This window comes from Pseudofrankia inefficax (genome assembly GCF_000166135.1).
Taxonomy (GTDB): Bacteria; Actinomycetota; Actinomycetes; order Frankiales; family Frankiaceae; genus Pseudofrankia; species Pseudofrankia inefficax.
This window is the reverse complement of the sequence record NC_014666.1, coordinates 193,058-206,463: the sequence shown is the minus strand read 5'-3', so window position 1 is coordinate 206,463 and position 13,406 is coordinate 193,058. Positions and strand designations below refer to the sequence as shown.

Annotated in this window: 8 protein-coding genes; 2 read left to right on the top strand and 6 right to left on the bottom strand. The window is 71.9% G+C overall.

What is annotated here, in order from left to right:
- Window positions 1-18 precede the first annotated feature (18 nt).
- The 3 genes from FRAEUI1C_RS00795 to lysS form a co-directional block, all read right to left on the bottom strand.
- Window positions 19-1,815, bottom strand: a complete 1,797-nt coding sequence (locus FRAEUI1C_RS00795; RefSeq protein WP_013421367.1) for a right-handed parallel beta-helix repeat-containing protein — start codon at window positions 1,813-1,815, stop codon at window positions 19-21.
- Window positions 1,812-3,017 carry a glycosyltransferase gene (locus FRAEUI1C_RS00790; protein WP_013421366.1) on the bottom strand — a complete coding sequence of 402 codons (1,206 nt, stop codon included), beginning with the start codon at window positions 3,015-3,017 and terminating at the stop codon, window positions 1,812-1,814. Before FRAEUI1C_RS00790 ends, FRAEUI1C_RS00795 begins: the two co-directional genes overlap by 4 nt.
- Before the next feature lie 187 nt (window positions 3,018-3,204).
- Entirely contained in the window at window positions 3,205-4,671 is a 1,467-nt protein-coding gene (gene lysS / locus FRAEUI1C_RS00785; protein ID WP_013421365.1) for a lysine--tRNA ligase, read from the bottom strand.
- 666 nt (window positions 4,672-5,337) lie between these two features.
- Here lysS and FRAEUI1C_RS00780 point away from each other — a divergent pair.
- Both FRAEUI1C_RS00780 and FRAEUI1C_RS00775 read left to right on the top strand, forming a co-directional pair.
- Window positions 5,338-7,848, top strand: coding sequence for an ATP-dependent Clp protease ATP-binding subunit (locus FRAEUI1C_RS00780; protein ID WP_013421364.1), 2,511 nt, complete (start codon window positions 5,338-5,340; stop codon window positions 7,846-7,848).
- Between the two features lie 137 nt (window positions 7,849-7,985).
- Window positions 7,986-9,560 (top strand): purple acid phosphatase family protein, encoded by a 1,575-nt coding sequence (locus tag FRAEUI1C_RS00775; RefSeq protein WP_232425249.1) that lies wholly within the window; start codon window positions 7,986-7,988, stop codon window positions 9,558-9,560.
- A gap of 26 nt (window positions 9,561-9,586) precedes the next feature.
- Here FRAEUI1C_RS00775 and FRAEUI1C_RS00770 read toward each other — a convergent pair whose 3' ends face one another.
- The 3 genes from FRAEUI1C_RS00770 to FRAEUI1C_RS00760 all read right to left on the bottom strand — a co-directional run bounded on the left by FRAEUI1C_RS00770 (window position 9,587) and on the right by FRAEUI1C_RS00760 (window position 13,201).
- The gene (locus FRAEUI1C_RS00770; RefSeq protein WP_013421362.1) at window positions 9,587-10,360 is read right to left on the bottom strand and encodes a polysaccharide deacetylase family protein; all 774 of its coding nucleotides are present in this window, start codon (window positions 10,358-10,360) and stop codon (window positions 9,587-9,589) included.
- Between the two features lie 64 nt (window positions 10,361-10,424).
- On the bottom strand, window positions 10,425-11,423 hold the full coding sequence (locus FRAEUI1C_RS00765) for a glycosyltransferase (RefSeq protein ID WP_013421361.1): 999 nt from the start codon (window positions 11,421-11,423) through the stop codon (window positions 10,425-10,427).
- Window positions 11,424-11,773: 350 nt separating this feature from the next.
- Window positions 11,774-13,201, bottom strand: coding sequence for a PP2C family protein-serine/threonine phosphatase (locus FRAEUI1C_RS00760; protein ID WP_013421360.1), 1,428 nt, complete (start codon window positions 13,199-13,201; stop codon window positions 11,774-11,776).
- Window positions 13,202-13,406 lie beyond the last annotated feature (205 nt).

Below are 13,406 nucleotides of genomic sequence, written 5' to 3'. Positions count from 1 at the left end.
ACAGAAGGCGGGCGGGGGTCAGGTGATGTTCAGGACGTGGTCCGGCGCGCGCGGCGGACCGGACCGGCCAGCCCGGACCCGGTGCAGTGCTTCCAGGCCGAACGCGAGCAGCACCGCCACGAGCGCCGCGAGGCCGAACCACGGGAAGGGCGGCAGCGCGATGGTGTTCGCTCCATGCCGGTCGATCTCGCCGACCAGCGCGCGGGCCGCCACCACCCGCGACGAGGACAGGTCGAACGTGCCGCCGCGGTCGACCTCGATCCCGGTCCGCGCGGCGAGGACGTCGACTCCCTGCGCGGTGATCCTCCCGCGTTCACCGACCCAGATCCCGCGTGCCACGCCGGAGATCCGCAACCCGGCCAGGTGCCCGGCGCCGGGCAGGGCCGCGCCGACGGCCGCGTCGCGCACCGTGCCGGACCGCACGGTGAGCCCGGTGGACGCGAGCCGCAGGCCGGTGCCGCTGACGCCGGTCACGGTCGGGCCGGTCACGGTCAGCCCACGGGTGCCGTCGGTGGCGACGATGCCGTCCCGGCCGCCGGTCACCGTCACCTGGTCGAGCAACGCGCCGGCGGCCTGCCCGTAGACGCGGACGCCGACGCCGGCCTGGCTGACCTGGACACCGTGCAACGCGGCCCCGGAGCCACCGATCTCGACGCCGACCCGGGTCGCGCCGTTGACGGTCAGGCCGGTCAGCGTGACCTGGCCGGCCGTGGGCGCCAGCTGGACGCCGAACGCCGCTCCCCGCACGACGCCACCGCCGACCCGGACCGGGCCGCTGGCGGCCCCGATCCGCAGCCCGACCCGACCGCCCTGGACCCCCGGATCGTCGAGGACGCACGACCGGCACCCCACCAGCAGGAGCGCTCCCTCGGTGTCGTCGACCGAGCGCAGGCCGGTCAGCTCCAGGTCGCGCAGCCGGGCCGCGCGCACGCCGAACCGCTGGTTGTGCTCGGTGCGCAGACCGCCGAGCCGCCGGCCGTCGCCGCCGAGGATGACGACACCGTCGCGACCGTTGTCGGTGCTGGTCACCGCGGCCAGCGTCGTGCCGGCGTCGCCGCGCAGCAGCAGTCCGTCGCTCACCGAGCCGGTCACCGTGACCCCGCTCAGGCTGACCGCCTGGGTCTGCGCCAGCACCAGGCCGATCCCGTTGCCGGCGAAGGTCGACCGCAGCACCGAGCCGGTCGCGCCAGGGCCGAGGAACAGCCCCGCGGACCGCGCCCCCGTCGTCCCGTCGCCCAGGCCGGTCACCCGGCTGTCGCGCAGGTCGACCCGGCCGCCGGCGCCGGCCGACAGCCAGGGCCGGCCGGGCAGGCCAGCCGGAACCGGGCGGCCGGTCCTCGGGTCGACCGACGCGACGGTCGTCCCCAGCAGCTGCAGGGTGCCGCCCTGGACGGAGATCCCGGAACTCGCCCGCGGGTCGGCGCCCCCGACCAGCTCGAGCCGGCTCGTGCGCGGCCCGACCTCGAGCGCGGCTCCCCGACCGAGGCTGAGCTCGGCCTTCAGCCGGACCGTCCCGTCGCCGCTGCCGGCGACCCAGTCGGCCGGCACCCGGCCGACCAGCCAGCTGATCTCGACGACTCCCGGCGGCCGCACCACCCGGCTCACCAGCCGGCCGTCGAGCAGGACGTCCACCCGGCTCGCGCCGAGGACCAGCCGATGGTCCGGCGGGACGCGCGCCTGCGCGGTCCCCGCCAGCGCGGTGGCCGCTGGGGCGAGCACGAGGCCCGCCACGACCGCCGCCGCGGCCAGCGACCGGGCTGGGCCCGGCGGGAACCACCGGGAGCCGCGCACCCGTGGCCGCCGGGCCCGGCTCATGAGATCGCCTCGACGGCCGCCCCGGCCGTGCGCACCACCACCCCGTTCTCGACCGCCACCTGGCGGGTGAGCCAGCGCTGGCGTCGCACGGTCACCAGCGCGCCTATCTTGATCACTGACATCGCGAAGGAGACGAGAATCCAGCCGGGGATGAGGAAGAACGACGACGGCTGCCGGCGCAGGTGCGGCAGCGCCTTCGCGGCCCGGCTCAGCCACCACCAGCAGGCCAGGCAGCCACAGAAGAACCAGTGGTGGCGCAGGAGCGCGAGCGTCATGAACGTCGGCGAGACCAGCAGGGTGAAACCGCTGACCGCCTTCTCGACCATCGAGAACGCCAGGAACGGCCGGCGCCACACCCAGCGCCGTGACAGCGCCCGCAGGTCGGACCGCCAGGTGTTGCGCGCCCACCGCAGCCGTTGCCGGCAGAAGAGCCGCCAGGTGTCCGGGAAGCTGGACCAGACCCGGGCCGAGCGCTGGAGCACGGTCGCGTGGCCCCGCTCCAGCAGCAGCGTGGTCAGCCGCTTGTCGTCGCCGGACATGCACTGGACCCCGAGGAACTTCTCGGTCATGAACTCGTGGCTGACCTCGACGAGCAGAGCGCGCCGGTAGATCGCCGTACGACCCGACAGGCAGGACAGCGCGCGGCCCATCACGGACTGGGCCGCGTTCTCGTCGAAGTACCGGCAGTCGAGGAACAGGTCGGTGATCCGCTGCAGAAAACCGCGCGGGTTGTACACGTTCTGCCGGGTGGCCACCCCGCCGACGGCCGGGTCGGCGAACGGTTTGCACACCTCGGCGGCGACGTCGTCCGCCCAGATGGTGTCCGAGTCGACCAGCGCGACCAGCTCGGTGCTCGCCGCCTCCCAGCCGCGGCGCAGCGCGTCACGTTTTCCAGGGACTTCGGTGACGAGAACGGTCACCGGGAAGTCGGCCGCGATCCGGCGGCACGCGGTGTCGGTGGCGTCGATGACGAGGATGACCTCGTCGACGTCGTTCGCCAGCCAGGACGTCAGCGCCCGGGTGAAGACCTCCGGGTCCTCCTGGTAGACGGGCACGACGACGGTCAGCGGCAGTCGCAGGTCGCCACCCACCGGCCGGTACAGCGCGGCCGGGATACGGCGGGCCAGCCAGCACAGCCACCGCACGAGACCGATCGTCCCGAGCGGCAGATAGACGAGGTAGTAACCGATGTCACCCGGCATGATTCCTTGTCCGGAATATGGCCCGGTGTCGGCCGGGCACCCTGGGGGCGCCCTGATACTGCCATTTCTTCAGGCGTTTCCCAACTACCGGCGAGCCTGTTTTCCGCCGATAGTTGGGACCTTGCCGGTTATATACAACGCATTCGGCCGTGGCCTTCCGTCAGCCTCAGCCGGAAATAGGCCGAAATCAGCTTTCCGGTCCGGCGGCCTGCGCCGGCTCCGTCGACTCTGGGCCCTTCGCGCCGCGCATGGACGGGAAGAGGACGACATCGCGCAATGTCGGAGCATCCGTAATCAGCGCGATGAACCGGTCGATACCGAGCCCCAGGCCGGACATGGGGGGCATGCCGTACTCCATCGCCTCGATGAAGTCCTCTTCGAGCATCATCGTCTCGTCGTCGCCGGCCGCGCGCAGGTCGGCCTGCTCCTCCAGCCGCTCGCGCTGGTCGACCGGGTCGACCAGCTCCGAGTACGCCTTGACGAGCTCCCAGCCGTTCGCGACGACCTGGAACATGTCGAGCCGGGTCGGGTCGTCGTCGCTGCGCCGCGCCAGCGGCACCAGCTCCACCGGATGCCCGACCAGGAAGCAAGGCTGGACCAGCTCGGGCCGGACCGTCTTCTTGTAGAGCAGGTCGACGAGCGCCGCGTAGGAGGCCGCCTTGCTGACATCCAGACCGAGGTCGGCGCACTTCGTCTTCAACGTCTCGAAGTCGCGCACGACCCGCAAATCGACCCCGGTACGACTTTCGACCGCATCCCGGTAGTCGATGACCGGCCAGTCCGCGCCGAAGTCGAGCTTGGTTCCTTCGTAGGTGACCGTCCGGGAACCGATCACGTCGTCGAGGATCGCCAGGATCAGCTCACGGACGAAGCGCATGTTGTCGCGGTAGTCCCAGTACGCCGCGTACCACTCCAGCATCGTGAACTCCTGCAGATGCGAGGGATCGATGCCCTCGTTGCGGAAGTTCCGGCCGATCTCGTAGACGCGGTCGAACGAGCCGGCGACGACCCGCTTGAGGTAGGTCTCCGGCGAGATGCGCAGGTAGAAGTCCTCGCCCAGCGCGTTGTGCCGGGTGATGAACGGGCGCGCCGCGGCGCCGGAGGCCGCCTCGGTGAGGACGGGCGTCTCGACCTCGAGGAAGTCGGCGTCGTCGAGGAAGCGCCGGATTCGGCTGATCACCCGGGACCTGGTCTGGAACCGCTCCCGGGACGCGGGGTTCGCCAGCAGGTCCAGGTAGCGGCGCCGGTAGCGGGTCTCGACGTCGGCGATGCCGTGCCACTTGTCCGGCAGCGCGCGCACGGCCTTGTTGAGCACCGCGAAGTCGGTGGCGCCGACGGTCCGCTCGCCCTTGCGGGTGGTGAAGACGACGCCGGTGACGCCGACGAAGTCGCCGACCTTCACCGAGCTGTGCCACTCCTTGTAGGTCTCCTCGCCCAGTTCGTTGCGGTTCAGCGAGATCTGCACCCGGCCGGCGCGGTCCTGGATGGTCCCGAAGACAAGGCCACCCATCCGGCGCCAGAGCATGAGACGCCCGGCGACGCGGGCCGGCGTCCCGTCCGGCGCCGCCTGGACGTCCGCCGACGTCAGGTCCGTCTGGTACCCGGACCTGGGCAGCCGTGCCGCCCCGTCGACCGTCGGCTCGTCGGCTGTCATCGAACCCGCACCTTCTTCACACCGCGCGACCGTCGCTCACCGCGCCACCGTCCGAGGCCGGCCGGCGCCGCGATGGCACGGACGGGCAGCCCCTGGGTCGCGGCCTGGCGACTCCCGGGCGCACCGATGCGCCACGAGGCAACACCCAGCGTACCGATCTGCCGCCCGGGCCCCGTGCGCCGTCGGGCGGCGCGGAGGGATGTGGGAGCTGGCACCTCCTCGGCACCTGCAAGATCGCCGTTTCCGCCCTCGCATGGCTGTATCGCCCGGCGTCTACGACCACCTGAGGGCCAAAACGGCGATCAAGTCACGAGCCGACAATGATCACCAGGCCCCGGCGATCATCGATGCGCGCGGGGCGTCAGTTCCTCGGGCCGGTCGGGTAGGTAGCCGCACGGGCGGGTAGGCCTTGCCAGGTGAGCCTGGACCTTTCCGCTCTCGGCGGAACGCCATGCCGGAATCATGTCTGCTCGGTCACCGTTGCGATGGGCGTCGAGGAAGACGTCTGGACCCATCGGGGCACGACGGCGCTGTCGGCCCTGTCCGCGCCGAGGTGGCCGGGTTCTGACGGGTAGGTTTCTGTTCGATGCGTGAGGACATGCCTCGGCGGAGCTAGCATGCGGATACCGGCTGTCGTGTGGTCGGTCGCAGCTCGAAGGAGCGCACATGTTCGAGAGATTCACCGACCGGGCACGTCGGGTCGTCGTCCTGGCTCAAGAAGAAGCCAGGATGCTCAACCACAACTACATCGGCACCGAGCACATCCTTCTCGGCCTGATCCACGAGGGCGAGGGTGTCGCGGCGAAGGCGCTGGAGTCGCTGGGGATCTCGCTCGAGGGTGTGCGGTCGCAGGTTGAAGAGATCATCGGTCAGGGCCAGCAGGCCCCGAGCGGGCACATCCCCTTCACCCCGCGCGCGAAGAAGGTCCTCGAGCTCTCCCTGCGCGAGGCGCTGCAGCTCGGTCACAACTACATCGGCACCGAGCACATCCTCCTCGGCCTGATCCGCGAGGGTGAGGGCGTCGCCGCCCAGGTGCTGGTCAAGCTCGGCGCCGACCTCAACCGGGTCCGCCAGCAGGTCATCCAGCTGCTCTCCGGCTACCAGGGCAAGGGCGACCCGGCCACCGCCGGCGCTCCCTCCGAGGGCACGCCGTCGACGTCGCTGGTGCTCGACCAGTTCGGCCGCAACCTGACCGCGGCCGCCCGCGAGGCCAAACTCGACCCGGTCATCGGGCGCGAGAAGGAAATCGAGCGGGTCATGCAGGTCCTGTCGCGGCGGACCAAGAACAACCCGGTCCTGATCGGCGAGCCCGGCGTCGGCAAGACCGCCGTCGTCGAGGGCCTGGCGCAGGCGATCGTCAAGGGCGAGGTGCCCGAGACGCTCAAGGACAAGCAGCTCTACACGCTTGACCTGGGCGCCCTGGTCGCCGGCTCCCGCTACCGCGGTGACTTCGAGGAGCGCCTGAAGAAGGTCCTCAAGGAGATCCGCACCCGCGGCGACATCATCCTGTTCATCGACGAGCTGCACACGCTCGTCGGCGCGGGTGCCGCCGAGGGCGCGATCGACGCCGCGTCGATCCTCAAGCCGATGCTGGCCCGTGGCGAGCTGCAGACGATCGGTGCGACCACGCTCGACGAGTACCGCAAGCACCTGGAGAAGGACGCCGCGCTGGAGCGCCGTTTCCAGCCGATCCAGGTCGCGGAGCCGTCGGTGGCGCACACCATCGAGATCCTCAAGGGCCTGCGCGACCGGTACGAGGCGCACCACCGCGTCTCGATCACCGACGCCGCCCTGGTCGCCGCCGCGTCACTGGCCGACCGGTACATCTCGGACCGCTTCCTGCCGGACAAGGCGATCGACCTGATCGACGAGGCCGGTTCCCGGATGCGCATCCGCCGGATGACCGCTCCGCCGGATCTGCGCGAGTTCGACGAGCGCATCGCGAACGTCCGCCGGGACAAGGAGTCCGCGATCGACGCGCAGGACTTCGAGAAGGCGGCCTCGCTGCGCGACAAGGAAAAGAACCTGATCGCGGACAAGGCCAAGCGCGAGAAGGAGTGGAAGGCCGGCGACATGGACGTCGTCGCCGAGGTGGGCGACGAGGAGATCGCCGAGGTGCTCGCCATCTGGACGGGCATCCCGGTCTTCAAGCTCACCGAGGAGGAGACGGCCCGCCTCCTGCGCATGGAGGACGAGCTGCACCGGCGCGTCATCGGCCAGCAGCAGGCCATCAAGGCCGTCTCCCAGGCGATCCGGCGTACTCGGGCCGGCCTGAAGGACCCGAAGCGCCCAGGCGGCTCGTTCATCTTCGCCGGCCCGTCCGGTGTCGGTAAGACCGAGCTGTCCAAGACGCTGGCCGAGTTCCTGTTCGGCGACGAGGACGCACTGATCCAGCTCGACATGTCCGAGTACATGGAGAAGCACACCGTCTCGCGGCTGGTGGGCTCGCCGCCCGGCTATGTCGGCTACGAGGAGGGCGGCCAGCTCACCGAGCGGGTGCGCCGCAAGCCGTTCTCCGTGGTCCTCTTCGACGAGGTCGAGAAGGCCCACCCGGACGTCTTCAACACGCTCCTGCAGATCCTGGAGGACGGTCGCCTGACCGACTCCCAGGGCCGGCTGGTCGACTTCAAGAACACCGTCCTGATCATGACGTCGAACCTGGGCACCCGCGACATCTCCAAGGGCCCCGGCATCGGCTTCGCGACCGGTCAGGGCGCGGTCGACTACGAGCGCATGAAGGCCAAGGTCCAGGACGAGCTCAAGCAGCACTTCCGGCCCGAGTTCCTGAACCGCATCGACGACATCATCGTCTTCCACCAGCTGTCCCAGGACGAGATCATCCAGATCGTCGACCTGATGCTGGCGCGGGTCGACGCGCAGCTGAAGAACAAGGACATGGCGCTGGAGCTCACGCCGGCCGCCAAGCAGCTGCTCGCCGTCCGTGGCTACGACCCCGTGCTGGGCGCCCGGCCGCTGCGCCGGACGATCCAGCGCGAGATCGAGGACGTGCTGTCCGAGAAGATCCTGTACGGCACCCTGAAGCCGGGCGAGATCGTGATCGGCGACGTCGAGGGCGACCCCACCGCCGAGGACGCGAAGTTCGTCTTCCGCGGTGAGACCAAGCCCAGCTCGGTCCCGGACACGCCCCCGATCGACCTGGCCAAGTCCGGCGAATAGGGGCACCTAGCACGACATAAACTGAACAGCAGGGCTCGGGAGGGGCGGTCACGGATTCGTGGCCGCCCTTCCGCATGTCGGCGCACGAGCACACGGACACGAACGGGGGGCAAACGACGATGGCACGACAACCGTCGGTGGGTAGCGGAGTTCATCTGACGTTCGGTCCCGATCCCGCCACGTCGATGGTCGTCTCCTGGCTGGCCGACGGCGAGCCGGCCGCCAGGGGTGCCGCCTCGGCTCCGGCGGGCGCCCTCTCGGCCCTGCGCCAGGGGCTGCGGCCGCAGCGGCCGGCGGTACGGTTCGCGCCGGCCGGGCCGGACAGCGTCCCGCTGGACCCGGTTCCCGACGACGACACGGCCGAGCGGGCGGACGCGACGACCAGCACGTTCCGGGACGCGGCCCGCCGGCGCCACCACGTCCACCACGCCCGGCTCGGCGGGCTGCGGCCCGGCACGCGCTACCGGTACACGATCGAGCCGGCGCCGTCCGAGGCACCCGCCACCGGCGAGTTCCGCACCGCCGCGGCGCCTGGCGACCCTGGCGAGGCCTTCACCTTCACCTGTTTCGGCGACCACGGCACCGACGAGCCAGACGACCCGTACGGCACGGCCGCGTCCCGCGCGGTCGTCGGCGCGCTCGACCGGTACGACCCGTTGTTCCACCTCGTCATCGGCGACCTGACCTACGCGAGCCTGCGCCAGGACCCGGCCCGGGCCTGGGCCGACTGGTTCCGGATGATCGCGCCGTCGGCCCGCCACCGCCCGTGGATGCCGGTCGCGGGCAACCACGAGAGCGAGCGCGGGATGGGCCGCTTCGGCCTGACGCCGTACCAGGCGTACTTCGCCTCGCCGCCCAACGGCGCCGGGCCCGACTACGAGGGTCTCTGGTACGCCTTCACGGTCGGCCGGGCCCGGTTCGTCATGCTCTTCGGCGAGGACGTCTGCTACCAGGACCACGGCGAGGTGTACCTGTACGGCTTCAGCGAGGGCCGGCAGACCGCCTGGCTGGAGCGCACCCTGCGCGAGGCCCGCGCCGACGGCGCGATCGACTGGGTGATCGTCGGCGTTCACCAGGTCGCGATGTCCACCGCCGCCTACCACAACGGCGGTGATCTGGGCCTGCGCGCGGCGTGGCTGCCGCTTTTCGACCGTTACCAGGTTGACCTGGTGCTCTGCGGCCACGAGCACCACTACGAGCGCACCCACCCGGTTCGGGGTGTCGTGCCCGACTCCACCGAACTGACCCCGCTGCCGGCGCTGACGACCGAGCCCGCCGTGCTGAGCACCGCTCCGCGGGCGACCGCTCGGCCCGTCGTCGGGTCGCTCACCGCGAGGCCGGCGGGCGCCGAGCTGGAGCGGATCGACGCGACCACCGGCGCGGTGCACGTCACGATCGGGACGGGTGGCTCGTCGACGCCCAGCTCCGAGGCGCTGTTCGACCCGCCCGCCGGCCGGGTGGTCGTCGAGGCGGAGAAGCGCCACGGCGCGGGCCGGCGGCGCACGGTCTACCGGCTCGAGGCCGCGCCGTGGCTCGCGGCCCGCTCGACCGAGCACCCGTACGCGTTCGCCGCCCTGCGCGTCGACCCGGGGGAGCCCGGCGGCACCACGACGATCCGCGTCACGGTCCACGACTCGCTCGCCCCCGACGAGCCGCCGTTCGACGATTTCATGCTGACCCGCCCGCGCCCAGGCGAGGCCGGCTCGGCCTGAGGTCAGGGGCGCCGCCTCGGCCGTCGTCAGTCGCCCGGTTCGGCCTCGGCATGGCTCCGGGTGGCGATGTGGTGGGCGGCGCGGTAGATCCGCCACGGGGTCCGGGTCCGGCGGCGTAGCTGCATCACCGGGCTGTCCTGGCCTTCGGTGACGAGTCGGCGCATGTCGGCGGGCCGGGTGTCGCCGGTGACGATGAGCCGGCGCACCGCGAACGCGTCGCCCGCTCGGGGATGCAGGCCGTAGCCGACCTCGCAGGCTGACGCGAAGCCCGCCGAAGCGACCGCCGAGCGGACGGTCCGGGTGTGGTAGCCGAACGGGTAGCAGAAACTACGCACCGGGCGGCCCAGCCGGTCGGCCAGCATGCGGCGGCTCAACAGGATGTCCGCGCGCATGAGATGCGCGGGCATGAGGTCCAGCTCCGCGTGTGCGTGCCCGTGCGACCCCACCTCGATCCCGGCCGCCGCGACCTCGGAGAGTTCCGACCAGTCCATGATCCGCAGCTCGGCCTCGCGATAGCCCGCCATCCACCGGGCACGCCGCGCGACATGCGCGGTCGGCACATACAACGTGGCGCCGCAGCCGGCGGCGACCAGCAGCTCCGTCGCGCCGAGGAAGTCGACGAACCCGTCATCGAACGTGACGGCGACCGTGCGCTCGTCCGGTTCGTCCAACGCCGCGGACAGCCCGACCAGCCGGTAGCCCGCGTCCACCAGCGCGCCCAGCTGCTCGGCGAACAGCCCCGGGTCGACCTGCCAGCGGCGAAACGCGCTGCTCGCCCCCTGCCCGACACTGTGGTACATCAGGACCGGAAGGTGACCACGGTCGGACCGCGTGGTCACAGCTGACCAGTCACGGCTGGGCCGATCACGGCTGGGCCAGCCCAGCCGGCTCCGGCACGGTCGCTCCGCCACGACGGGTGGACAGGAGCGCCGCCCCCACGAAGCTGACCACGGTCGTCGCGGAACCCACGAGCAGCAGCAGGGCCCGGCCGGCCGCGGCGGGCTGGCCGCGCACCGCCGCCCGAAGCCCGCCGAACACGCCGGAGGGCAGAACCCGCAGCAGAAAGTCCCGTTCGGGACCCAACGACGACTTCCGGCGCGCCGCGCGCTCCGGCTGCCCCACCCCACGAGTGATCACCCTGAGGAGCGCCTTCGACCGCCCTTCCTCCCAGCAGCGGCGCAGCACGTAGCGGGGCGAGCTGCGCCCGAGCGGCACCCGGTGATGGATGACGGCGGCTGGCTCGTACAGGAAGGTGCCACCAGCGTGCAGGCGCTGCGCCCGGATACAGAACTCGGTCTCCTCGCACCCCGCGGCGCCCTTCGCCTTGCGGCCCAGCCGGTCGTCGAAGCCACCGACCTCGTCGAAAAGCGGCCGCCGGAACAGGGCACACCCGCCGAACACGTTTCGGACCGGCTGGCACGACGCCGGCAGCCCCAGATGACTGCACCCGACCGTCCACAACAGCTCGTCCGGAAACCAGGCCGGCTGTTTACTCTCCCACGCGGGCAGCGTTCGGCCGCCGACCCCGAGCACATTCGCGGAACTCGACACGGCCGCCATCAGCGCCTCAAGCCAGGCAGGCTCCGCGGTCGCGTCATCGTCCAGGAACGCGACGAAGTCCGTCGTCACGGCCCGCAGACCGGTATTGCGGGCATTGGACAGGCCCGTCCGGCCGCCGGTCGACAGAACCAGCTCGTCGCCACCACGGTCGTGCAGCTTCTTCAACAGCTCGTCATCGCCGTCGACGACCACGACGACCTGGTCGGGCGCCCGGGTCTGTGCGCGCAACGACTCCAGCGCCGCCACCAACAGCGTGAACCGCGCCACCAGATGACTACAGACGACGACACTTACCGTGCTCACGGCGTCTCCCCCGCAAGCCCGCGGCGGCAGGTCGCCGCCGGCCCCCGTCGCGCCAGGCCTGTTCCCGCACGTGCAGTCATGGCGCTGCCTACGCCCCCGTCGTGAATCCCCCGCGCCAACTTCGTCGCCACACCCCCGCGGACGCGCCCAGCGGGGGGCATCTACGGCGTACGGCGGCGGTACCTGGCATTCCCGAGATGACCCTAGCAGCCGATCGCCGCAGCTCCGGGGCGACTACGCCTCCGGACGGCACCCATGAGCGCCTCCGCCGCGCGGCTTCCGCGAGCCGGAATCCGCCGCCGGATGGGCGGCCGAGGTCGATGATCCCCGGCCGCGCGGCCCGCCCCGCGCTAGCGCGGGGCGGGCTCCGGGACGAGGTCGGCCACGACGACCGTGGTGTCGTCGCGGGCACCGGCGAGCAGGGCCGCCTCGACGAGCGCGTCGGCGGCGCGCTCCGGGGGATCGTTCGCCAGCTGGTGCAGCAGGCCGTAGAGCTGCTCGGGCTTCATGACCTTGGTCATGCCGTCGCTGGAGAGCACCACCCGGTCGCCGGCCTGGACCGCGACCTGGAAGAGGTCCATCTCGACCTCGTCGGCCAGGCCGATCGCGTTCAGCAACGGGCCTCCGGTGATCGCGTGCGGGGTGGTCAGCTGGCGCGGCTCGCCCTTGCCCGCCTGCAGCCAGACCGTGCTGTCGCCGACATGGGCGACGGTGATGGTCCGGCCGGTCTGCTCCTGCCGGCCGAGCACGACGACGTCGAGCGTGCAGGCCATGCCCCGCCAGCTCGGCTCCGCCTTGGGCCGCTCCCGGACCATCTTGTTCGCGCGCACGACCGCGGCGCGCAGGCCCTCGCTCGGGTCGTCGGCGTACTGCGGCCGGAAGCCGGCGACGGTGGTCACGGCCAGTGTGGACGCGATCTGCCCGGCGGCCTCGCCACCTACTCCGTCGGCGACCGCGAGCAGGCCGTCCACCACCACGAAGGCGTCCTCGTTCGGGCCGCCGCGCTTTCCCCGCCGGGTCCGGCCGGCAGCGGCCAGCCGCAGCGGTGACGAGGAGAAGTGCTCGGGCTCGTCGGCGACGTAGGGGCCGGCCGTCGCGGTGACCATCGTCGCGTCCGCCGCGGCGCTCGGTGCCACGGCGGGAGCCAGGGGCGCCGCGGGCGCCGGCGGCGGTTCGGCGGGCGGTGGCGCGGCCTCCAGCCAGCTGGCGGGGGCGGCGGGCTGCTGGTGGCTGTCGCGGCCCGCGGGCAGGTTCCAGGCGTCGTCCTCGATCGTCGGCGCCGCGTCCTGGCCGCCGACCGGCGTCGGGCCGGTCTCGGCCGCCCGGGGGTGCGGCGCACCGCTGGGCGGCGGAGCCCAGCCGGTGGCGTCCGGGTCACGGTCGTCGGCCGGCCAGCCGCCGTCCGTCGGAACCTGCGTCGTCACGTCATCTCTCCAGGCTTGGCCGAGGGCAGGGTCGACGCGGCGGGCGTCGACGTCGGGGGCAGGCGCGGCGGCCGGTCGCTGGCCAAGTCCGGGCACGAGGTCGCCCGGATCGGAGTACTCGACGTCCGGCGGGCCGAACGTGCTCCCGCCGCCGCGTCGGATCGGTCGGCCGATGTCCCGCCGGCTCCCGTCGTTGCGCCCACGGCGGCGGGCGCGTGACCCGTCCTGGGTGGGAGGCGGCTGCGCGCCGGGGCCGTACGTCGTCCGACCGGAGCGACTGGACAGCACGACGAAGACCGTGGCGCCCACAACCAGGACGACGATCAGCATGATCGGTAGCAGTGAGCTTTTCATGGCCTCCGTACCCCACCGCCGCGACGCGATCAGACCGACTTGGGAACCTTGCTACGTGGAAACCGTGCGTAGCCGGCACTGATCGTGCCGGCCATGCTGCCAGATCACCGACCTGTCCGGCCGCCGGCACCTGCCCCCGCCAGTCCGAACAGCCCCGGCCATCCATATCTCGATGTCCGTCCAAACAACGACATCAGCCCCGGGC